This is a genomic window from Centipeda sp. (in: firmicutes), from assembly GCF_057271695.1.
The window spans coordinates 40,956-62,875 of record NZ_DBHIVL010000003.1; the positions used below are offsets into that span (position 1 = coordinate 40,956).

Here is a 21,920-nt window from a genome sequence, read left to right on the forward strand (position 1 = left end):
ATGAAACTGGAACACATTCAAAACGAACTGAAGAATCATGTAGGGGATTTTGTGCGGGCGGAGGCGAAGGAAGCGACGGTTCTCTGGCTGCATGAGAAGGGGCTTCCTGCAGCGCGTGAAGTGTCGGCGGCGTATACGGCGGCACTGAAAGAGAGTGCCGAGAAGGAGTCAGGATGGTGCAGATTCCGCGACCGTATCTTTCTACCGCTTGTTATCGACGGGGCGATCTGGATGACGGGGAAGATGCTCGAACGTATGACAGCGCCCCATATTGTGAAATGATGACGCTTGGCAGTCTCTTTGACGGGAGCGGGGGCTTCACACTTGGAGGAATTCTTGCGGGGATAGAACCGAAGTGGGCATCGGAGGTCGAACTGTTCCCGATTCGCGTCACCACGAAGCGCCTTCCTTCCGTCAAACATCTTGGAGACATACATCGGATTCACGGCGATGAGATTGAGCCTGTGGATATCATCACCTTCGGTTCGCCTTGTACGAATCTCAGCATCGCGGGACGGCGGGAAGGGCTGCATGGGCAGGAGTCCATATTGTTCTTTGAGGCAATTCGTATCGTGCAGGAAATGAGGTGTGCAACACATGGGAACTATCCGAGATTCATCGTCTGGGAGAATGTCGCAGGAGCGTTCTCAAGTTCCGGGGGACGGGACTTCCAATCTGTCCTTACGGAGATTGTCCGTATCAAAGAGCCGGAAGCACCCGAGGTGCCTTTGCCTGAAAAAGGTGGATGGGCATACGCCGACATTCTCATGGGAGACGGATGGAACATTGCGTACCGCCTCATGGACGCACAGGGCTGGGGAGTTCCACAGCGTCGGCGCAGAATCTACCTTGTCGCAGATTTTGCAGGATCAAGTGCCGGAGAAATACTATTTGACACCGAAAGCGTGTGTCGGGATCTTGCGCCGTGCTTCGCTGCGTGGCAAGGCACTGCCCGAGAGTTTGCGGATGGCACTCATACGTCAGGCGGGCGGGTAAGCGCAGGTTTCTGTACCGAGCATTCCGCACAGAGCCGCAGCATCGGCTATGCGGAGGAGAAATCTCCGACACTACGAACTGAAACCGTTCCCGCCGTATTCGAGTCACACGGCTCGGATGCACGGTACAACGGTCCTCTGGAAATCTGTCCGACCGTACTTCGCCATTACGGTACGGGCGGGAACAATCAGCCGCTTGTCCTAAAGGACGTACAGGCATACGGAATCTCGTCATTCCAGTCCAATGCGATGAAATCCGACAATCCGCACGCCGGCATCTATGAGACGGAGACGGCGCGGACGATTGACCAAAGCGGCGGGAATCCTGCATGCTGTCAGGGCGGCGTTGCGGTCGTCTCCATCCAAGGCTCGATAATCGGACGGCAGGAGAAGAACGGTCCGCAGGGAAGCGGCATCGCAGAGAATGTGAGTTTTACGCTCAATACCGCTGACCGTCATGCCGTCTATGCCATGACAACGGGCTGCCACTCTCATTTTGCAAAGGAGAAATGCCCGACGCTCATGGCACGGGATTATAAAGCCCCGATGGTCGTCAATCAACCAGTCTATGCCGTCCGCAGACTGACACCGACCGAGTGCGGACGCTTGCAGGGCTTTCCAGACGGATGGTGCGCGGGGCTTGAAACCGACAATCCCACGGAGGAAGAAATGGTGTTCTGGCGCACGGTCTTTGAGACGCACCGAAAAATCACAGGCGGCAAGAAGCCCAAGACCGATACGCAGATTCGCAGATGGCTGAAGAATCCGCACTCGGATGCAGCAGAGTATAAGATGTGGGGGAACGGTGTCGCACTTCCTTGTGTGTTCTACGTCCTTACAGGAATTGCACATTTCGGGCATTCGGTGTATACAAAAGAATCCGCTTGCTAATTACTCCAACTAGAGGGATGAATGTAATGACCAAAGTACATGAAGGAGGTAATCACCATGAAGGTCAATTACAACATCCAAAAGGAAGAGCGCAAGGCGATGGTTGCGGCAGTCGGCAAGGCAGTCAGCGAAAAGCCCGTCTACTGCGGCGCACCGAGTTTTTCCTACAAGGTCGGCGCATTTGAGATCACGAAGGATGGCAACCTTTGCTTCGACGATGCCCTTGACGAAGCGACTGTTGCGCGTGTGCGCACGGCACTGCGCGAGGCGGGCTTCACGTCCGAGGACGGGGAGAACAAGGCTTCCTGCGCGAACACAGCGGCAGACGCGCCGATCCTGACGGAAGGCGAAGAGGATGAACCCGTCGCAGCAGAAACGGCGGTAGAAGAACCCGACGAGGACAGCCTTTCCATCAGCCTCCCGCGCAGCCTCTTCACGGAGACCGCACTGAAAAATCTGGACGCACTCCTTCGGAGCAAGGGGCGGCTCATCCGACACGCCTTCGACATCCGCGAGGCGACCTACACACTGACCGATGATCGCATCACCTTCGCGTGGCTGCACGGGACGATCACCGACGAGACGGCAAAAGCGTATGCTGAGTTCATCAGCATGCTCTGCCTGATGGCACGGACGCAGAAGCGCGTCACGGCAAAAGAGAAGATCGTGGACAACGAGAAATACGCTTTCCGCTGCTTCCTCCTGCGCCTCGGCATGATCGGAAACGCCTACAAAGAGTCGCGCAAGATTCTCCTGCAGAACCTCATCGGCAGCAGCGCGTTCAAGAGCGGACATCGGAAGGAGGCTGAAGATCATGCGGTTTCCGAGTAGAGAGCAGATTGCCGCACTTCGAGAGCGGTACCCGCACGGGACGAGAGTGGAACTCCTCTCGATGGACGATCCGCAAGCCCCGCCGACGGGGACGAGGGGCGAGGTCATGGGCGTCGATGACGCGGGACAGCTTCTCGTTCGGTGGGAGACAGGATCGTCACTGAGCCTGATCCCCGGTGTGGACTCTTTCCACATCGTGCAGAAAGGCGGTCAGTCATGAACGAGAAGGTTTTCTCGCAGATCATGGACATCCGTGATTCGGGGCGAGTGAATATGTTCGACGTTCCCGGTGTTCAGCGCATGGCATTTGAGATGGGATTCTACGAACTGGTCTGCTTCATCGAGGAAGACCGTGCGGCGTATGTACGATTTATCCTCACGGGTGAAAAATAGCTTACGATTCTAGGGATTTAGCACAGCCTTTCGGGGCTGTGTTTCTCTCGAAAAATAAGTATAGTTTATTCAAAATACGACTTGCTATATTCTGCGTTTAGAGGCATATATGTACATGACCAAAGGGAACAACCTACACACAGAAAGCGAGGAACACAAAATGAGAAACGTAGAAGCAAGATGGCCGAAGACCACCACGATGGAGCACCTCGATGAGATGCGGTTCGGAACGAGCGGCGCGATCCTTCGCTACGGCGAGCAGATCCTTGTCGTCGGGATGGAATGCTGGGGCTTCCACGCAGCCGTCTACGAGATGGTCGAAACGCCGGAGGAGACAGGCTTTGCGGACATTGAATGCCGCCTGAACCTCGTCGAAGCCGCCACGGAGCTTTTTGAGGACGGCGGGCACGCGATGGCTTGGTGCATGAAGCGCATCTAAGCCACGCCGAACAACAAAACAGCCCTTCGGGGCTGCTTCTCGTTACGGATGTTTTGAGTCGCTGACGGCGGCTCTTTTTTGATGGGGGTGATTGCTTGCGAAAACTGACGGACTATAAGCCGACGGAGTTCATGGCAGAGGAATCGCACTATGACAAAGCGGCTGCGGACTATGCCGTGGGATTCATCGAGTGCCTGTGCCATACGAAGGGGACGTGGGCAGGAAAGCCCTTTGAACTCATTGACTGGCAGGAGCGCATTATCCGAGACACTTTCGGAATTCTGAAGCCGAACGGGTATCGGCAGTTCAACACGGCATATGTGGAGATTCCCAAGAAACAGGGAAAACAGCTTGCTCTCGATACGAAAATCCCCACACCGAGCGGATTTACCACAATGGGTGATATTCGCGTGGGAGATACCGTTTTTGATGAAAACGGACATCCCTGCCGTGTTGTCGCCAAGAGCGATGTGGATGATACGGAGCAAGCCTATCGACTGACCTTCCGTGACGGTTCTTCCATTGTTGCGGGAGAGCGGCATCTCTGGAATGTGGATTACATCATCGGGGAGCCGCGATCCGTGCTTTGGACAACTGGTGAAATCTACCGTCAGACGATGGAATATCGCGAGTGGTATAGGGGGAATGCAAAAGATGTGTATCGCTCCATCATCCGTATCCCTGCGGCAAAGACGCTGCAGATCGAGGAAAGAAACCTGCCCGTTGCTCGTTCCTGTTTTCATTATTTGGCAGACATTGTGCCGCTCTCAGAGAGAGTCCCCATGCAGTGCATTCAGGTGGACAGTGCCAGTCATTGCTATCTTGTAGGGGAGTCCTTCATTCCAACCCACAACAGTGAACTTGCCGCTGCCGTCGCACTTCTTCTTTGCTGCGGCGATGGGGAGGAACGCGCCGAGGTTTACGGCTGTGCCGCTGACCGTCAACAGGCGAGCATCGTGTTCGAGGTCGCTGCCGACATGGTGCGGATGTGTCCCGCACTCGGCAAACGGGTGAAGATCCTCGCCTCCCAGAAGCGCATGGTGTATTTGCCGACGAACAGTTTCTATCAGGTGCTCTCGGCAGAGGCATACTCAAAGCATGGTTTCAATATCCACGGCGTGGTATTTGATGAGCTTCACACGCAGCCGAACCGCAAGCTCTTTGACGTTATGACGAAAGGCTCCGGCGATGCGCGAATGCAGCCACTCTACTTCCTTATCACCACAGCAGGAACGGATACACAGTCCATCTGCTACGAGACGCACCAGAAAGCAAAGGACATTCTCGAAGGACGAAAGATTGATCCGACCTTCTATCCCGTGATCTACGGAGCAAAGGAGGATGAGGACTGGACAGACCCGGAGGTCTGGAAACGGTCGAATCCGTCGCTCGGCATTACGGTCGGCATCGACAAGGTACAGGCGGCTTGCGATTCGGCACGGCAGAATCCCGCCGAGGAGAACAGCTTCCGACAGCTTCGTCTGAATCAATGGGTGAAGCAGTCCGTACGGTGGATGCCGATGGACAAGTGGGATGCGTGTGCCGCTCCTGTTGACGCTGAGTCCTTAGAGGGTCGTGTCTGCTACGGCGGTCTTGACCTTTCCTCGACGATGGACATTACGGCATTTGTCCTCGTGTTCCCTCCGACGGAGGAAGATGAGCCGTTTGCCGTGCTTCCGTACTTCTGGATTCCCGAGGAGAATATCGACCTGCGTGTGCGGCGCGATCACGTTCCGTATGACGTGTGGGAGAAGCAGGGCTTTCTTATGACCACAGAGGGGAATGTTGTGCATTACGGATTCATCGAGACGTTCATCGAGAAACTGGGCGAAAAGTACAACATCCGTGAGATTGCCTTTGACCGATGGGGCGCAGTGCAGATGGTGCAGAACCTTGAGGGAATGGGATTCACCGTTGTCCCGTTCGGACAGGGGTTCAAAGACATGAGTCCGCCGACCAAGGAGCTGATGAAGCTCACTCTGGAAAAGAAAATAGCGCACGGCGGACATCCCGTCCTGCGCTGGATGGCAGACAACATCTTCATTCGCACCGATCCTGCGGGCAACATCAAGGCGGACAAGGAAAAATCCACCGAGAAGATTGACGGCGTGATTGCGCTGATTATGGCACTGGATCGTGCAATCCGCTGTGAGAATGATACGTCGGAATCGGTGTACGAAAATCGCGGCGTGTGGGTGTTTTAGATGATTGTATACGCACATATGGCCTTGCTATTTCTGTGATAGTACGGGAATATACACATACCGAAAGGGAAAACCGAAGAGCCAAGAAACGGAGGAAAAGAAAATGAACAAGCAGGAAATCGCCAAGATCATCGAGAGCAAGGCTGCCGAGTACGGACTCAAGCTGCAGGAAAACACGATGGGCTGGGCAAACGAGAGCAACCACGACAGCTACATCCGCATCGAGGTTCGCAAAGAGAGGGATTATGACAAGACGGATTGGGAAGCCCGCAAGGTTTTCTGGGACATCAAAGCAAACGCCGGCATTTGCCAGATGGGCGGAGATCCAACGCCGGAGGAACTTTTGAAAGCCGCCGACGAGATTGCGCGGGGGGCAAGATTCACAGCCGCAATCAACAGCATGGAGCTTTCCTGCATCGAAAACTTCTAAACCGAAATGAGGGAGCGCCGCTCGGAAGGGCGGCGCTTCTGCTATCATCTTTTGAAATGGAGGTTTCCATGAACCTATTCAGTAAACTCTTCCGTTCGCGGGACAAGCCCAAGAATCATCTTGGCGGCTTGTCCTTTTTGTTTGGTCAGACGGCAGCGGGCAAGGCAGTCAACGAGCGGACGGCCATGCAGACGACGGCGGTCTATGCCTGTGTGCGCATCCTCGCCGAATCCATCGCGGGACTGCCGCTTCACGTTTACGGATACAAAGGGCAGGGCAAGGAGCGTGTACCAGAGCATCCGCTGTACTTCCTCCTTCACGATGCACCGAATCCCGAGATGACGAGTTTCGTATTCCGCGAGACACTTATGGCGCATCTCCTCCTGTGGGGAAATGCTTACGCCCAGATACTTCGGGATGGCAGAGGACGTGTTCTCGGACTCTATCCGCTCCTCCCGGACAAGATGGAAGTGAGCCGCGACAGCCGCACAGGCGAACTCTACTACACCTATACGCGAAGCACGGAGGAGAATCCGAACTTCAAAGATAAGGGGCAGATTCGGCTACGACGTGAGGATGTGCTGCATATTCCGGGACTCGGCTTCGATGGTTTGGTCGGCTACAGTCCCATCGCTATGGCAAAGAACGCCATTGGGATTGCGCTCGCGACGGAGGAATATGGCGCGGCATTCTTCAAGAACGGTGCGCGTCCGGGCGGTGTTCTGGAACATCCGGGTGTCCTCAAAGACCCGTCGAAGCTCCGTGAGAGCTGGCACGCCGTCTACGGCGGCACGATGAACACGGGCAGGATCGCCGTCCTTGAGGAGGGGGTGAAGTATCAGCAGATTGCCATACCGCCCGAGGAGGCGCAGTTCCTTGAAACACGGAAGTTCCAGATCGACGAGATTGCACGGCTCTACCGTGTGCCGCCGCATATGGTCGGAGACTTGGAGAAATCCTCGTTCTCGAATATCGAGCAGCAATCGCTTGAGTTCGTAAAGTATACGCTGAATCCATGGGTAATGCGATGGGAGCAGTCGCTGCAGAAAGCACTGCTGACGGACAAGGAGCGGAAGGCTTACTTCATCCGCTTCAACGTGGACGGGCTGCTGCGCGGGGACTATAAGAGCCGTATGGAGGGGTATGCCATCGGGCGGCAGAACGGATGGCTATCGGCAAATGACATCCGCAGCCTTGAGGACATGAACCCCATCGAAGCAGACGAAGGCGGCGATCTCTATCTCATCAACGGGAATATGACAAAACTGAGGGACGCAGGGCTGTTTGCCGCTAGGCAGAAGGGAGAACTCAATGAAACGTAAATTTTGGAACTGGGTACGGAACGAGGGAGAGAAGCGAATCTTGCTTCTGGACGGTGAAATCTCGGACGAAACGTGGTGGGGCGATGAGGTCACACCTCAGATGTTCCGCTCTGAACTGAACGCTGCCGAGGGAGATATCGACCTCTGGATCAACTCTCCGGGCGGGGACTGCTATGCAGCGGCACAGATCTACAATATGCTCATGGAGTATAAGGGGAATGTCGCCGTCAAGATTGATGGGATTGCCGCCTCGGCCGCATCCGTTGTTGCGATGGCAGGATCGACGGTTGAGATGTCGCCCGTGGCCACCATTATGATCCATAATCCCATGACCATATCCATCGGAGATACACATGAGATGGAGCGGACGATTACGTTCCTTGCCGAGATCAAGGAGAGTATCATCAACGCATACGAACTCAAGACGGGGCTGTCCCGTGCGAAGATTTCACGACTGATGGATGCCGAGACGTGGATGAACGCAAAGAAGGCGGTGGAGCTTGGATTTGCGGATTCCGTTCTCTATGCGGACGTTCAGCGTCCTGTGACCGATACGGCAGACGGACTAATTTTCTCCCGTGCCGCCGTCACGAACTCTCTGCTCTCGAAATTCGGGCAGGGGACACACAATGTCGATGCAGAGCCGCTCAAACGACGGCTCTTTTCTATTTCACATTAAGGAATTAACGGAGGGACAAACACATGGATAAGATCATGGCAATGCGCGAGAAGCGTGCAGAAATGTGGGAACAAGCAAAGCAGTTTCTGGATTCTCACGAAAAGGACGGCCGCCTTACGGCAGAGGATGCCAAAGCGTACGAGCAGATGGAGAATGAGGTGCTTGCGCTCGGGAAGGACATCGAGCGTATGGAGCGTCAGGCGATTCTCGACGCGCAGCTTGCAAAGCCTGTAACGGCGGCGATTACCAATATGCCGGGGGCTGCGCTCAATGCAGAAAAGACGGGACGTGCAAGTGAGGCATACCGTGCGGCAATGCTGAGGGCACTTCGCACGAACTTTAGGCAGGTGGAGAACGTCCTGCAGGAAGGCGTGGATGCCAGCGGAGGCTATCTCGTGCCGGAGGAGTACGACAAGCGTCTCATCGACGTTCTGAATGAGGAGAACGTCCTGCGCCCGCTTGCGACGGTCATCACGACGAGCGGGGAACATAAGATCAACATCGCCGCCACGAAACCTGCGGCATCGTGGATTGAGGAAGGCGCACCTCTCACCTTCGGGGACGCGACCTTCGACCAGATCGTTCTCGATGCGCACAAACTCCACGTTGCGGTCAAGGTGACGGAGGAGCTTCTCTACGACAACGCTTTCAAGCTTGAAAACTACCTCATTGAGCAGTTCGGCAAGGCACTCGGCAACGCAGAGGAGGATGCGTTCCTGAATGGCGACGGGACGCACAAGCCGAAGGGACTCCTTGCCTCCGCAAAGACATCCGTCACCACGGCGGCGGCAGACCTCAAGGCGGATGAGCTCGTCACTCTCGTTTACAGTCTCAAGCGTCCCTACCGCAAGAATGCAGCATTCATCGTCAACGACCAGACGCTTGCCAGCATCCGCAAGCTCAAGGATGCGAATGGAGCGTATTTCTGGCAGCCGTCGTATCAGATGGGTGAACCAGACCGTCTGCTCGGCTATCCCGTCTATTCCTCGGCGTATATGCCTGCTATTGCAGCGGGCAAGACCGTCATCGCGTTCGGCGACTACTCCTACTACAACATCGGAGATCGCGGCACTCGTGCATTCCAGGAACTCAAGGAGCTGTTTGCGGGCAACGGCATGGTCGGCTACGTTATGAAGGAGCGCGTGGACGGCAAACTCGTCCTCGAGGAAGCTGTGCAGACGCTTAAGATGAAGGGCTGATAAATCGTCCACTTATCCATTTTATCAGCGATTTCATTGGTTTTGCGGCAAAGAGGGGAGGTGGTTCTATGCTTGTGCCGCTTGCAGCAGTCAAGCAGTATCTGCGGATTGACGGCGATGAGGAAGATGATCTCCTCACGCACTTTACGGAAACGGCAGAACAAATCTGTACAGCGTTACTGCGCGTGAAGAAGCTGTCCAAGGTTGAAGATCAGGCCATTGTGCGCGTTGCAATCCTCTATGCTGTCTCCTATCTCTACGAACATCGGGAGGAAGCGGATCACAGCGGTCTTGCGCTGACACTGCGCTCGCTTCTCTTCGGTGTGCGGAAGGAGGTCTTTTAGATGCAGATGTCTATGAGCGAACTGCGTCACCGAATTTCCATCCTGCGCCCTGTGACAGATACGGATGATGAGGGAAATATCCTCGCGCAAACAACACAGGAGATTGCAAAGGCATGGGCGCTTGTTCTGCCGTTTGCGGCGAAAATATCCGACGGGTACGCCGAAAAGGTGCAGGAGGTGGACTACCGCATTGTGATCCGTTACCGCATGGATGTGCGCGTGACGGATCGTATCCGTTGGGGAGATAAAACACTCACACCGATTTCGCCACCCTATCCGCTTGGCGGGAAGAAACAATGGCTTGTCATGGAATGCAGGGAGTTGGTGGAAGATGGCTAGATATAGAGGATTCGTCTCTGCCGAGAAAATCCTCTCGGAACTCGGCGCGGAGGCGACGGCTGCGGCAAAGGAAGCCCTCGCACACGGAGCGGAGGATGTTGTCGCAGAGGCAAAGAACCGCTGTCCCGTCTATGCGGGAACAGATAAGCGCGTGGTAAAGGGCGCACTGCGCGACTCCATCCACAAGCGGCTGCGTCGAAAGGACGGCTCTGTTTGGAGGATCGCAGCAGATGCAGAGTCGCAGGATGGCGTATTCTACGGCGTGCTCGTTGAGTTCAGCCCACGCATCAACCGTCCGTTTCTCTATCCCGCGCTCGATGCCAAGAAGGACGGTATTCGCTCTGCCATTGTGGATGCCGTAAGGTCTGCCATTCGGAGGAGAGGGAAATGAGTACGGCACGGATGGTGTATCAGGAACTTGTGCGTTCGAGGGAACTGACGCAGCTTCTTGCATATGGGAAGAAGGGCATCTATCACGGACGCAGCCCCGATGCTGGGACATATCCGATCATCGTCTATTCGGTGATCTCCGATGTCCCAGCACTCTCGGCCGATGGCATGGAGTTGGAACGGCGCGTGACGGTACGCGTCCATATTCTGACGAAGGATGGGAGATTCGGAGAGATTCATCGCGCTGTGCAGAACGCGCTTCTGCCACTCGGCTTTGTAAGGGTGCAGACGCAGGAGTTCGTTGAGAAAGATATATTCGTTGAAATTACAGATTACAGAACAGCAGTGGAGGGAGAATAAAATGCCAAGTCCAACACCAACAGCAAAGCCCGCAGGGAATCTTACGAGCGGGCAGTTCATCAACATCCAGAAGTTACATATCGCCAAGATGCTCACCGACGTGGCAGGAGGGGCGGCGACCTACGAAGCTCCGATTCCGCTCGGAAAACTTCTGCGTAAGGTGGACATCAAGCCGCAGACGAATCAGGCGGAGCTTTTCGCTGACGGGCAGTCCGTGGATACGGCATCCAATACCGCATCTTATGACCTCACGTTTGACACGGCGGCACTTCCTCTGGAATATGCAGCCTACCTTCTGGGACACGCCATCGAGAATGGTGTGATGAAGGCGGGCAAGGATGATGTCGCTCCGTACTTCGCCGTTCTCTTCCAGTCGGACAAGAGGAACGGCAAGAAGAGATACACCAAATTCTACAAAGTCCAATTCACGGAACCCTCCGAGAGCGGCAACTCGAAGCAGGAGAGTATTCAGTTCGACACGCCGACACTTACGGCAAAGGCAATCTACCGCCTTTCCGACGGTCTCTCCTACGCCAAAGCGGATGAGGAGGCGGCGGGTTTTGCCGCCGAGACGGGGACGAAGTGGTACGAGCAGGTCTGAGGGAGGACACGATGGAAACGCCGACTCTGTATATTGCGGGCAGGGAGATCACGCCGAGTTCACCGAAGATGAAGGTGTGGCGCGAGTTCCTTGCCTTTTTTGATGCCGACAAGGAAGGTCTGAGCCTTGAAGATTTTCTGGACGAGCACGTCCGACTGATTGTCCTTGGATTCGGACGTGATGATGTCACGAAAGAAGTCATCGACGAAAACGTAGAGGTCGCGGACATCGTACCGTTGACGCGCTCCCTTTTCCGTTGGATTCAGTCGCTGACCTTCTCCAAACTGGTGAACCTCCCAAACGGGGAGACGGGGAAAGAGGCGTAGTTCTTTCCCCGTATCAGAATTTACTGCGTTACTACGAGCGGCTGCAGTCGGCTTATGGGTGGACGATGCACGAGGTTGATTCCCATGAGGTCGCTTTTTTGCTCGATCAGCTTGTGGTAACGGCCCTGTGCGAACAGCAGCAATGTGAACGCTATATTGACGACGTGATGTAGGGAGGGAGATGGAGTGGCAAAGCGCGGACAAAAGATTGATGAACTCTATCTCGACATCGGTCTCAACATCGCACAACTGCAGCTGGACTTTGACACGGCGGGCAAGACCGTCTCTGACTCCATTGCACGGCTGAACAGCAAGGCGAATAATATCCATCTAAAGTTGGATGCCGACCTCGCGAAACTCGATGGCGTGGGGACGGAACTGGATAAGATCAAGGTGCGCCATCAGGCGATCAACCGAGAACTCGACATTCAGCGGCAGAAGGAACAGATCCTTGTCGCTGTCCTCCAATCCGCAAAGAAAAACGATGGTGTGGACAGCGCGTCTTACCGTAGAGCAGAGAGCAATCTCCTGCGTCAGCAGAGAACCGTCGCGCAGACCGAAGCCGAGGTGCGAAAGCTGAATAACCGCCTCAAGGAAAGTGCGGTACTCTCCGGCACACTCGGCGGGCGTATCTCAGCGGGCATGACGGCGGCACAGGCGGGTGTCAAGAATCTAACGAGCGGGTTCAATGTCCTCTCCACAAAGATGGCCGCAGTTATGGCTGTCGCGGCGACGGGTGCGGGACTGTTCAATGTCACCAAGGACGCGATGCTTGCGGGCGAGAACGTCTATAAGCTGACGCAACGACTTCACGTCTCTGCGGGGGAAGCCGCTGAACTGGGGCGTATGTTTCAGCTTGCGGATACGGACATCAAGGGCATTATCCCTCTCATCGCTCGTCTTGATAAGCAGGTATCCGCTGCGGGCAATTCCGGCAACGATACCGTCCGCGCCCTCTCTCGTTTCGGGATCGCTCTCAAAGACCAACAGGGAAATCTCCTGCCGCTCAACGAGCAGTTGGCACAGCTTGCTAAGGGATACAAGACCGCAAGCGAAGCGGGCATGGAGGAAGCATATACCGCAGAAGTGCTCGGAGCACGCGGGGTGGCACTCATTCCCATTCTCGAACAATACGAAGACCTTATGACGATTTCATCTCGCGTCAAGACCACAGGTCTGCTCGACCCGGAACAGGCACATGAAACATACCTCAAATGGCGTGCGATGGAGATGGAAGCGGGGCAGCTGAAACTTGCGCTTGGTGCGGCACTGCTTCCTGTCGCCGAGGAACTCATGCCCGAGATCAATGACGGCTTTGAATCTCTCGTTGAAACGATTCGCGACAACAAGGACGAAATCAAGGATGCCGTCCTCGGATGGGGTGAAGCACTCAAGACCGTTGCAGAACTTGCGGGCTTTGTTGGGGAACAGATTCATAAGGTCAATGAGCACGCCGAGGCGAACAGCTGGCTTGTGAAAAATCATCCCGTGGCATCTCCGCTGATTGCTGTTCCGTTCCTTGGCGGCACCGTTCTCGACGCTCTCTATGGCGATGAGTACAAGCAATACCAAGAACAGCAGAAGATTGCCAAAGAGAAAGCGGCGGCAGAGGAGAAGGCGCGTGCCGAGGCGGAGAAGAATGCCAAGGCGCAAGAGCAGAATGCCAAAGCTGCAAAAATTCGTGCGGCGGCAGAGAAAGATGCCGCAAAGATGGTCAGCGAGTCTGCAAAGGCGACCGCAGAACTGACGGACAATTTATATACACTGACACACACGGATGTCCAGAACAGCCTTCATGCTCTGGATCGTGAGGCCTTCGAATTCTTCCAGAAGGGCGCAGACCCGCATCTGATCGACGAATACCGCTTGGCAAAGGAAGCGAAAATCTACGCTGACTTTCAGCGCGACGTTGTGGATAAGGCGAATGCGCTCTATAAGACCGACCTGCAGAACAAGCTGGACTCCATCTCCCGTGAAGCGGATGCCTTTCGTCAGAAGGGGTTGGACGAACTCCAAACACAGGCGTGGCTCAGTGAGAGCAAGGCGCGTGTCATGGAGCAGTGGGAGCGGGATGTCGCTTCCAATATTGACTCGATCTGGAAAACGGAGCTTGAAAACCGCCTTGCGGAGATTGAGCGCGAGAAGGATGCGTGGGTGCAGAAAGGTCTGGATGAGGTTGAGGCGACACGCTGGGCGGAGAAGCAAAAACTCGATGCCAAGCGCAATGCCGCTCTGGAAGTCCTCCGTTCCCAGAAAGAGGAACTGAAGGTGTTCAAGGAGTCCGGGCAGGTCGGACTGATGGAGTACCTTCGCAAAAAGAACAAGTTCACGACAGAGGATTTAGGACTGACACCAGAGTTACTTCAGCAGTTCCAATCGGGACGGAAATGGGCGATGGAGAATCTCCTGCCGAATTTTGCTCCCGAGAAGCGTGAGGACAGTTCCCGCATCCGTGTCAATGGGCAGGAGTTTTCGTATTCACAGATGATGGCAGGGCTTGGACAACAGGCGCAGAGCATCCAAACTGCGGGGCAGGGCGCAAGTGCTTCACAGCAAGGGGATCAGACATCTCCCTCTATGACGGACAATCGCCAGATTCACATACAGGTGCAAATCGAGAATGCTGTTACGGAGGATAACGAGGGAATGCGTATGCTTGCCGATCATGTCGCCGACCGCATCCGTCCTGCTGTTGAAAATGCCCTAGGGGGTGATTCCAATTCATATTCACATTGGTGAGGTTAGAACGCTGAGTGTCGAGAACTGGCAGATCGTTCCTGATGACCGTCAGCAGCTCTTGGAGATCGTCGGCGGTGTGGTCGTGCAGGATTTCGGGCATATTGCAGAGGGAGACCGTATCTCTTGCACCGTTGTTGTAACTGCCGCTGACTGGGAGAAAATCAAGGCATATTGGGATAGCCGCGCAAGGGTGTCCGTAACGGACGAGAGCGGGAGCGTCCTGCCCTCGATGCGTGTTGTGGTGAAGTCCTACGAGTATATGGCTCATTTCCCGAAGGTATATAAGATTTCACTTGAATTTTGGAGGGTGTGACAATGGCAGAACTGCTGCATATTTATATGAACAATCCGACTGAGGGCGGCAAAGATGGGACGGAGGTCAGCTCCGGTACGGAACTTGCGCCGATCTCAGTCCTCCTCGATGCGGGCAAGGCAGAGGAGAAAGCCATCAAATGCGCCGTGCGCTGCGAGAGCGGCTTCCATATTGACGAAGCCTTGACGATCAAATTCGTCGGCGATCATGCGGACAAGTGGAAGGTGGCGATGGATCACAATTATACGACTGATACCGTTTTGACTGCTGCGGACTGGAAGGATGAGATTGCACTTTCCGGTGTCAGCACTGTGAATGTCATCTTCTGGGTGAAAGCAACGAGTTCTTCCGATGAGCAGCCACAAAGCGATGTGAGTGTCGATCTTCAAGCAGAAGGGCTGCTTGTGTCGGATTAGGAGGTGCGTCGTGTCGTTCAAGTACATCAATCCTGGTTATGCGGAGTTGCTTTCGACCAGCGGCGGTACAACAGTGACGGGTGAGCAGTACAGCAAGACGGGTGTATCTTTTTGGCAGCCTTCCAAAGAGCGGGGAGTCGAACTTTCCGAAGTTCCGACGGAATTTTACGGAAAGTTCGATTTGTATATTCTCGGGGTAAAAGGGCGTGATGATGTCGATTTTTCACTTGGTATCGGGTATCAAAACGGAATCTATCTGAGAGGTTATCGCAGTTTGACCATTTCCGGACTCGCAGGAACCAACTCGCTTTTTTACCAGTCCGACATCGCTGAGATCATTCCCATGTACGCAATGAGTACCGTATGGCTTCACATCAAGCAGGGGAATGAGAACAATGGCATCCTGCACGTCGTCGTCAACGATCATGAATTTTGCAATAAGAGGGATATAAACCTCTCGTATGATTCTCGTACCATCAAGATATTCAGCGACAACAACCGCGCCCTTATCTCGAATCTCATCCTGTCGGATGCCCCGATTGATCCCCGCGAGCAGATCGCTTTGCTGCAGGTTGCGGCAACACAAACAAACATGACCGACTGCGGCGATGGCAGCTATGAAGCGACGGCGGCAGGGCAGGAGCTTCTGCAGACGGTCGATGTTTCGGCACTCATCTCGCAATATGGAGGGAACTCCCGTGTGGTCAGTATTGCGCCCTTTGCAAAGCCCGCCTATCGGACAGCAGAAGGACTGTGCGCTCTGACAGCGATTGAAAAGAGTGGAGATGTCATTACAGAACACGGCAGACATATCGTAGGGCAAGATACGGCGGGGTACGTTATGGGAGCATACGACACGCCTTTGAGAATTGCAGAGCTTGCAGAGCGACAGTTTGGATGGAGAGCGGGGACATGAGTATCAAGCTGATGCCCGGTGTTCTCATCTCGTGGTTTCCTTTTGGACGCATCCATCTCCACCCTGCCGTTTACATCACGTTTATCCCGATGATTCGAGAACCGGTAAAACTGACGTGTGATCTAAGGCGGGAACTTCATGCATCCTGCGTGGTTCACGTCGACACACGACGATTGCTTCAAACAGGAGTGAAAGTATCAATTAGAGGAAAGCTGCTCCGCCGGATTGGACGGACGGAATCGGTAAATACAGATACGTTGCGGCGTACCGGACAATTCTGCTCCGTTGGAACAGATACAGCACGTCAGCTTATCAAGTTTCTGCATATATTGGCAGATACGAGGATTGAGATTCCTCATACGCTTACCTACGCAGAGTTTAGAGAGCGCGGCATTCGCTCGTTCTCCGTGACGCTTGGGGAACTCAGTCTCTCCGACAACATCCAACTTGAAAGCGTTCAACCGCTGTCTGTTGGTGCAAGCATCCAAGGGCGTGTGATGGACTATGCCTTCCGTTTTCTCGTGGAGGAGACAAGTCAGCGCGGCATCATGCAGTCCGTTAAGGGAACATACAGTAAGGACACCCTCCTCTACACGCCTATCCATATCTACGTCGAGCGGGCAAAGGTGTCGCGCTATGCTGCCGAGATTGCGGCGGCACTTGGTTTGAAATTACACCGTCTGACCGATGATTTCACACCGTCGCAGAACTTTGAGGGCAGCGGTATGACCTACCATGACTTCATCTCCGCGCTCTTCGGATGGACGGCAAAACTGCCGCAGCAGCAGATCAACGTCTTTATTCGTGGAGATACGCTCCACATCATTCAGCGCGGCATGGAGGAGACTGTCATTGACATTACGAACTGGCCGCACGCGCAGCCGACCATCGAACGGAAACTCGTTCGTTCCGTCTGGCACAGCGCGAACAACAATCATGAGAGCGGGGCGCACAACGAGGAGGATACCGCTCCCGTGCCTTTCACCGGAACGATTTCCTTCAAAGAGATCAGCCGCACTTACTCCAACGGCTTTCTCGTCCGTGAGACGAATGAGAACGGCTACAGCACCTATACCTACGATGGGGAATACCTCGCAGAGAAGCGCACGCATAATGTGGACGGCTCGACCAGCCGAACGGATTACGCATACGCCTCCACGGGGCGCGACGTGTATCTCTTTAAGGAATGGGAACGTACCACCGAGGCAGTCAATGACGGAAAGAAGCACACGGAATATGACTGGGAGGATTGGAGCAACGAGAAGGGGACAGAGCGCATCACCTACCACGCCCCGCTCGGCTACGGATGGTATGCGACCACAGTCTATGTGGACGGCGTGCTTGAAGGAAGCTCGCTCTCACAGGGAAAACCCGGCGGCAAGGCAAGCCAGTTCACCGTCGAGCAGTCGAATCTCAGCCTTGGTGCAAGTTACGCGAGCGATGATGCGCTTCCGTATTCTTCCCTCATTGACACCGAGTTTCCCGTTGTGGGGACAGACTATCTTCGTGCCTTGACACGAGAAATCGAGTGGCTTAACCGCAAGACGCAGGAGACGGTCACAGTGGAAATTCGCGCACGGATTCGTAGCGGCGTTCCGGATATTGACCACATTGTCGATTTCACCGAGCGCATCCGTTTTGAGGGATACGAGTATTTCCTTCAGTCCAATACGGTGGAACTCACGCCGCGTCTTTTGCGGCAGACAATCAAGATGGTGAGGTGGTTTTGATGCACGGCGTTATGGGGCTCGCAGCGGCGATACGGGCAGGGATAAAGAACTCGAAGGTGGTTGAGTCACAGGCGCAGCGTGGCAGGATTCAGAATGGGCGTGTCCATATCGGGGAGCGATCTTATCCCTTCCGTGCGGCAGTGGACTGTAACACCAGTGACGGCAGTTTGGTGTGGGTACAGATTTCAAGGGGCGGGACAGCCGTCATCGTGGGAGCGTGAGACGATGCACAGGGCTAGAGTGAAAGCTATGAGCGGGAAACGGGTGCTTGCCGATGGCGTGTGGCTTACCTGCATAGGAAACCGCTCCATTCGGGAGGGAGAGTGGATTTGGACAGATGGTCGCTGTGTTTATGGTCATGAATCCGAGGGCGGTAGCAGCTACATCCCGACAAATGTCCTTTCTGGCATACCGCTCCTCCAAATAAAGTGGAAGGATCAAAAAAACCAGATGCTCCATTCGTACTACGCAAAAGGAAAGATTCATCCGCTCGGCTTTTCCAAAGAGGATATATGGATGGTCAACAGCAGCCGCCACTTCGCGTATGTCTCAGGCTATGGAATGCTCGATGCCGAAATGGATGAGCGGGGAAATCTCTATACCCTCGAAGCTGTGAATGTCCTCGTGTTCCCGCTCATCGGGGCAGATCAGCGTGACAGTATCCTCGCTGTTAAATGCAACGGCGAGGTGATCGCCTCCTACGATCTTGTGCAGATGTTTGGTGCTCCCACTGTATCCGGTCCCACTGACCTCTATAGCTGTCAGACAGAAGGCGGGCGGGTGGATAAAGCTGGGAACTTCAAAGTGATGATATGGCACTCCATATCAGAGCATGGGGAAAACGGAAGTCATGTCAGCACAGACCGTTATGTGTTCTTCGATGGCAGCAATCTTGAGCCTTGGATGGAGAAAACCAAAACAACGTCAAGAGACTCTGTTACAGGGGAAACCTATACTTCGGAAACCAGATGGAGCGCACCGGATTACAGCATCCGCTATCCCCTCCATGACGGAATGTATATGCGCTTTCCTGCAAATCTGGATTATCTTATCTCCGGGAAAAGGTATATTTCAAAGATTTACAGCGCAAAGGATGAGCTGCTCATGGAGCTTCCAACGAATCCGACTGCCCGTACAAGTCTCTGCCCTCTGGGACAGGGGAAATATCTTGTCAGCACAGGCTCGCCCTTATATTTATGGAAAGACGGTCAGTTTACGCAGCTGATGCGCGGATGCTACAACTACCGTCTGCGCAGGATGAGCAATCTCAATAAATGGAAGAAAGCAGGGGGTGTCTGATATGGATCATATTCTTACCATACGTCTTTATGCGGCGGGCATCGGCATCGTGGTTGGTGAGTTTCTTGGCAGTTTCGACGATCTGCTCTATGCACTTGTCGTATTTGTGGCGACGGACTATGTTACTGGTGTTCTCCGTGCGATTGTGGAAAAGAAACTGTCCAGTGCGATCGGCTTCAAGGGCATTTGCAAGAAAGTCTGCATCTTCACCCTTGTCGGCGTGGCGAATGTCCTCGATACCCACATCATCGGAAGCGGCTGTGTCCTGCGCTCTGCCGTGATCTTCTTCTACATCTCGAATGAGGGGATCTCGATCATCGAGAACGCAGCATGGATGGGGCTTCCCGTTCCACAGAAATTGCAGGATATGATGCATAGTCTCGGAGATAAATGAATATTACGGACCGTTGCCCACTGCGAATTTTTCGTGGTGGGCAATATTTTTTTGAGAAAACGTCCTTTTTTCCGGTCTCCCAAGGCTACCTATCAGAGGGAAGGAAAATCCCTCGGAAAGAGAGGTAAAGCAAAATGGAGCACAATCTGAAAATCAGTGTCTCCAAGGAGTCAATGGACGATGGCATTGTCGCTTGTCGGAACATCACCTTGCGGGAGCGGATCCTTCGCTTTCTGTTGGGTGAGAAATGCAAGCTGACGATCCTCGTGCCGGGAGATACGGTGCGAGAGATCGCCATCAAGGACGTGGGAGGTGTATGTCGTGGATAGGAAAGAACTGGAACTTGCGGTGTCGGAAATCCGCAGCTGCGGCGAAATGCTCCTTGGAGCGGCAGAGCGTTTGGTACGTGCTTTCGAGGAATCGCCTGCAGAACAGGTCGAAACCATCGCTCCGCAGGAAGCTACGCTGACCATCGAAGATGTACGGTGCGTTCTTGCTCAAAAATCTCGGGAGGGATTTACGGCAGAAATCCGTACTTTGCTGGAAAAGCATGGCGCGGACAGGTTGTCGAACATCGCGCCGGAGCATTATGCGGCACTCCTGAAGGAGGCTGAGAAGATTGGCACGTAAACACGCCGTCCTCTCGGCATCCTCTGCCGCACGTTGGATCGCCTGTCCACCGTCGGCACGGCTCAATGCGGAAAAGTCTGATGCGCCAAGTGAGTATGCCGCACAAGGGACAGACGCACATACGCTCTGTGAGTACAAACTTCGCAAGGCTCTGGGTGAGCGGGTACGCGATCCGACCAAGAATCTCGGCTCCTATGACACTGAGATGGAGGAGTGCGCCGAGGCATACTGCCAGTTCGTAACGGAGTTGGTTGGTCAGTTCCGCGCAGAGACCAAGGACACAATGGTGTCGGTCGAGCAGCGCGTGGATTTCTCGGAATTTGTCCCGGATGGCTTCGGCACTGCCGACACGCTCATCATTTCGGGCAAGACTGTCTGCATTGTGGACTATAAGCACGGCAAAGGCATCGAGGTCAGTGCTGACCACAATCCGCAGATGATGTGTTACGCGCTCGGGTGCATCCAGATGTTCGACGGTCTGTACGACATCGAAGAGGTGCGGATGGTGATCTTCCAACCTCGTCTCGCCAACATCTCGGAGTTCAGCATCTCGAAAGCCGACCTTCTGGCATGGGCGGCAGATACGCTTGTACCTGCGGCAAAGCTGGCACACAAAGGAGAAGGCGAGTTCTGTGCAGGGGCGCACTGCCAGTTCTGCAAGATCAAGGCGACCTGCCGCAAACGGGCAGAGTACAATCTGGAATTCGCCCGGTATGACTTCGAAATGCCACCGACACTGGAAGATTCGGAAGTAGAAGCGGTGCTTGCAAAAGCTGACACGCTCGCCGCATGGGTCAGCGACATCAAGGAATACGCCCTGCTGCGGGCGATCCAAGGCAAGCAGTGGACAGGCTGGAAGCTGGTCGAGGGTCGCTCCAATCGGAAATACACCGACGAGGCGGCGGTCGCCAAAACAGTCAAAGAAGCGGGCTATGAGCCATATGAGCAGAAACTGCTCGGGATTACGGCGATGACCGGTCTGCTCGGAAAAAGTAAGTTTGAGGAACTGCTCGGCGGTTTCGTTATCAAGCCGCAGGGGAAACCAACCCTCGCTCCCATGAGCGACAAGCGGCCGGCGATGAACACTGCAGCAGAAGATTTCAAGGAAAGTTGAGGAAAAGTACCATGGCAAAAGTTATCAATCCGACAAAAGTGATCACGGGTGTCAAGACACGTTGGAGTTATGCGAACGTCTGGCAGGCAAAGTCCATCAACGGCGGTACGCCGAAGTACAGTGTGTCGCTTATCATTCCGAAGAGTGACACCAAAACGGTGACAGCGGTCAAGAATGCCATTCAGGCGGCATACGATGAGGGGCAGAGCAAACTCAAGGGAAACAGCAAATCCGTCCCCGCGCTCACGGCGATCAAGACGCCGCTCCGCGATGGCGATGCGGAACGCCCGGACGATGAGGCGTATAAGGACAGCTACTTCATCAACGCAAACTCTGCGACCGCGCCCGGCATCGTGGATGCTGCCCGCAATCCGATCATCGAACACTCGGAGGTATACTCCGGCGTTTACGGACGCGCAAGCATCAACTTCTACGCATTCAACTCGAACGGCAACAAGGGCATCGCTTGCGGGCTGAACAACCTGCAGAAGATTTCCGACGGTGAGCCGCTCGGCGACAAGACACGCGCCGAGGATGACTTCGCCGATGAGGACGAGGATTTTCTTAGCTAAATAAGAGTTGACCGACACGGGCAGCGGGGATTCTTCCTCGCTGCCTTTGTCACG

29 protein-coding genes are annotated in these 21,920 nt (G+C 54.5%); all 29 read left to right on the forward strand.

Features of this window, described 5'->3' with window-relative positions:
- Positions 1-282: a prevent-host-death protein gene (locus ACO6BQ_RS01195; RefSeq protein ID WP_489118863.1), complete on the forward strand. Its 282-nt coding sequence runs from the start codon at positions 1-3 to the stop codon at positions 280-282.
- On the forward strand, positions 279-1,886 hold the full coding sequence (locus tag ACO6BQ_RS01200; protein ID WP_489118865.1) for a DNA cytosine methyltransferase: 1,608 nt from the start codon (positions 279-281) through the stop codon (positions 1,884-1,886). The genes ACO6BQ_RS01195 and ACO6BQ_RS01200 overlap by 4 nt, the downstream gene beginning before the upstream one ends.
- Before the next feature lie 57 nt (positions 1,887-1,943).
- Positions 1,944-2,717 carry a virulence protein gene (locus ACO6BQ_RS01205; protein ID WP_489118868.1) on the forward strand — a complete coding sequence of 258 codons (774 nt, stop codon included), beginning with the start codon at positions 1,944-1,946 and terminating at the stop codon, positions 2,715-2,717.
- Complete coding sequence (locus tag ACO6BQ_RS01210; RefSeq protein WP_489118870.1) at positions 2,701-2,937, forward strand: DUF4314 domain-containing protein; 237 nt, start codon at positions 2,701-2,703, stop codon at positions 2,935-2,937. The genes ACO6BQ_RS01205 and ACO6BQ_RS01210 overlap by 17 nt, the downstream gene beginning before the upstream one ends.
- Positions 2,934-3,110: a DUF5049 domain-containing protein gene (locus ACO6BQ_RS01215; RefSeq protein ID WP_489118872.1), complete on the forward strand. Its 177-nt coding sequence runs from the start codon at positions 2,934-2,936 to the stop codon at positions 3,108-3,110. Before ACO6BQ_RS01210 ends, ACO6BQ_RS01215 begins: the two co-directional genes overlap by 4 nt.
- 160 nt (positions 3,111-3,270) lie before the next feature.
- Complete coding sequence (locus ACO6BQ_RS01220; RefSeq protein ID WP_489118874.1) at positions 3,271-3,549, forward strand: Nmad4 family putative nucleotide modification protein; 279 nt, start codon at positions 3,271-3,273, stop codon at positions 3,547-3,549.
- Between the two features lie 95 nt (positions 3,550-3,644).
- Positions 3,645-5,753 (forward strand): terminase TerL endonuclease subunit, encoded by a 2,109-nt coding sequence (locus ACO6BQ_RS01225; protein WP_489118876.1) that lies wholly within the window; start codon positions 3,645-3,647, stop codon positions 5,751-5,753.
- 103 nt (positions 5,754-5,856) lie between these two features.
- Positions 5,857-6,183, forward strand: a complete 327-nt coding sequence (locus ACO6BQ_RS01230; protein ID WP_302950090.1) for a hypothetical protein — start codon at positions 5,857-5,859, stop codon at positions 6,181-6,183.
- Between the two features lie 68 nt (positions 6,184-6,251).
- Positions 6,252-7,505 (forward strand): phage portal protein, encoded by a 1,254-nt coding sequence (locus ACO6BQ_RS01235; protein WP_489118879.1) that lies wholly within the window; start codon positions 6,252-6,254, stop codon positions 7,503-7,505.
- Positions 7,495-8,184 carry a head maturation protease, ClpP-related gene (locus ACO6BQ_RS01240; protein WP_489118881.1) on the forward strand — a complete coding sequence of 230 codons (690 nt, stop codon included), beginning with the start codon at positions 7,495-7,497 and terminating at the stop codon, positions 8,182-8,184. The genes ACO6BQ_RS01235 and ACO6BQ_RS01240 overlap by 11 nt, the downstream gene beginning before the upstream one ends.
- 23 nt (positions 8,185-8,207) lie before the next feature.
- On the forward strand, positions 8,208-9,383 hold the full coding sequence (locus ACO6BQ_RS01245) for a phage major capsid protein (protein WP_489118883.1): 1,176 nt from the start codon (positions 8,208-8,210) through the stop codon (positions 9,381-9,383).
- Positions 9,384-9,451: 68 nt separating this feature from the next.
- Positions 9,452-9,727, forward strand: coding sequence for a head-tail connector protein (locus tag ACO6BQ_RS01250; RefSeq protein WP_489118884.1), 276 nt, complete (start codon positions 9,452-9,454; stop codon positions 9,725-9,727).
- A complete protein-coding gene (locus tag ACO6BQ_RS01255; protein WP_489118886.1) occupies positions 9,728-10,066 on the forward strand; it encodes a phage head closure protein in 339 nt (112 codons plus the stop codon).
- Positions 10,059-10,457: an HK97 gp10 family phage protein gene (locus ACO6BQ_RS01260; protein ID WP_489118888.1), complete on the forward strand. Its 399-nt coding sequence runs from the start codon at positions 10,059-10,061 to the stop codon at positions 10,455-10,457. Before ACO6BQ_RS01255 ends, ACO6BQ_RS01260 begins: the two co-directional genes overlap by 8 nt.
- The gene (gene gp17 / locus ACO6BQ_RS01265) at positions 10,454-10,816 is read left to right on the forward strand and encodes a tail completion protein gp17 (RefSeq protein WP_489118890.1); all 363 of its coding nucleotides are present in this window, start codon (positions 10,454-10,456) and stop codon (positions 10,814-10,816) included. The genes ACO6BQ_RS01260 and gp17 overlap by 4 nt, the downstream gene beginning before the upstream one ends.
- Before the next feature lies 1 nt (position 10,817).
- Positions 10,818-11,417 (forward strand): major tail protein, encoded by a 600-nt coding sequence (locus ACO6BQ_RS01270; RefSeq protein WP_489118892.1) that lies wholly within the window; start codon positions 10,818-10,820, stop codon positions 11,415-11,417.
- A gap of 11 nt (positions 11,418-11,428) precedes the next feature.
- Complete coding sequence (locus ACO6BQ_RS01275) at positions 11,429-11,743, forward strand: hypothetical protein (protein WP_489118894.1); 315 nt, start codon at positions 11,429-11,431, stop codon at positions 11,741-11,743.
- 186 nt (positions 11,744-11,929) lie between these two features.
- Positions 11,930-14,482 carry a hypothetical protein gene (locus ACO6BQ_RS01280; protein WP_489118896.1) on the forward strand — a complete coding sequence of 851 codons (2,553 nt, stop codon included), beginning with the start codon at positions 11,930-11,932 and terminating at the stop codon, positions 14,480-14,482.
- Entirely contained in the window at positions 14,454-14,795 is a 342-nt protein-coding gene (locus ACO6BQ_RS01285) for a phosphoribosylformylglycinamidine cyclo-ligase (protein ID WP_489118898.1), read from the forward strand. The genes ACO6BQ_RS01280 and ACO6BQ_RS01285 overlap by 29 nt, the downstream gene beginning before the upstream one ends.
- Before the next feature lie 2 nt (positions 14,796-14,797).
- A complete protein-coding gene (locus ACO6BQ_RS01290; protein ID WP_489118900.1) occupies positions 14,798-15,211 on the forward strand; it encodes a hypothetical protein in 414 nt (137 codons plus the stop codon).
- 10 nt (positions 15,212-15,221) lie between these two features.
- On the forward strand, positions 15,222-16,127 hold the full coding sequence (locus tag ACO6BQ_RS01295) for a hypothetical protein (protein WP_489118904.1): 906 nt from the start codon (positions 15,222-15,224) through the stop codon (positions 16,125-16,127).
- Positions 16,124-17,857 (forward strand): hypothetical protein, encoded by a 1,734-nt coding sequence (locus tag ACO6BQ_RS01300; protein WP_489118906.1) that lies wholly within the window; start codon positions 16,124-16,126, stop codon positions 17,855-17,857. Before ACO6BQ_RS01295 ends, ACO6BQ_RS01300 begins: the two co-directional genes overlap by 4 nt.
- Positions 17,857-18,078, forward strand: a complete 222-nt coding sequence (locus tag ACO6BQ_RS01305; protein WP_489118908.1) for a hypothetical protein — start codon at positions 17,857-17,859, stop codon at positions 18,076-18,078. Before ACO6BQ_RS01300 ends, ACO6BQ_RS01305 begins: the two co-directional genes overlap by 1 nt.
- 4 nt (positions 18,079-18,082) lie before the next feature.
- On the forward strand, positions 18,083-19,156 hold the full coding sequence (locus ACO6BQ_RS01310; RefSeq protein ID WP_489118910.1) for a hypothetical protein: 1,074 nt from the start codon (positions 18,083-18,085) through the stop codon (positions 19,154-19,156).
- A gap of 1 nt (position 19,157) precedes the next feature.
- On the forward strand, positions 19,158-19,550 hold the full coding sequence (locus tag ACO6BQ_RS01315; protein ID WP_489118912.1) for a phage holin family protein: 393 nt from the start codon (positions 19,158-19,160) through the stop codon (positions 19,548-19,550).
- A 134-nt stretch (positions 19,551-19,684) separates the two neighbouring features.
- Entirely contained in the window at positions 19,685-19,879 is a 195-nt protein-coding gene (locus ACO6BQ_RS01320; protein ID WP_314808863.1) for a hypothetical protein, read from the forward strand.
- On the forward strand, positions 19,872-20,180 hold the full coding sequence (locus ACO6BQ_RS01325; RefSeq protein WP_314808861.1) for a hypothetical protein: 309 nt from the start codon (positions 19,872-19,874) through the stop codon (positions 20,178-20,180). The genes ACO6BQ_RS01320 and ACO6BQ_RS01325 overlap by 8 nt, the downstream gene beginning before the upstream one ends.
- Positions 20,170-21,294 carry a DUF2800 domain-containing protein gene (locus ACO6BQ_RS01330; protein WP_489118914.1) on the forward strand — a complete coding sequence of 375 codons (1,125 nt, stop codon included), beginning with the start codon at positions 20,170-20,172 and terminating at the stop codon, positions 21,292-21,294. Before ACO6BQ_RS01325 ends, ACO6BQ_RS01330 begins: the two co-directional genes overlap by 11 nt.
- A gap of 11 nt (positions 21,295-21,305) precedes the next feature.
- Positions 21,306-21,866, forward strand: coding sequence for a DUF2815 family protein (locus ACO6BQ_RS01335; RefSeq protein ID WP_489118916.1), 561 nt, complete (start codon positions 21,306-21,308; stop codon positions 21,864-21,866).
- Positions 21,867-21,920: the final 54 nt, after the last annotated feature.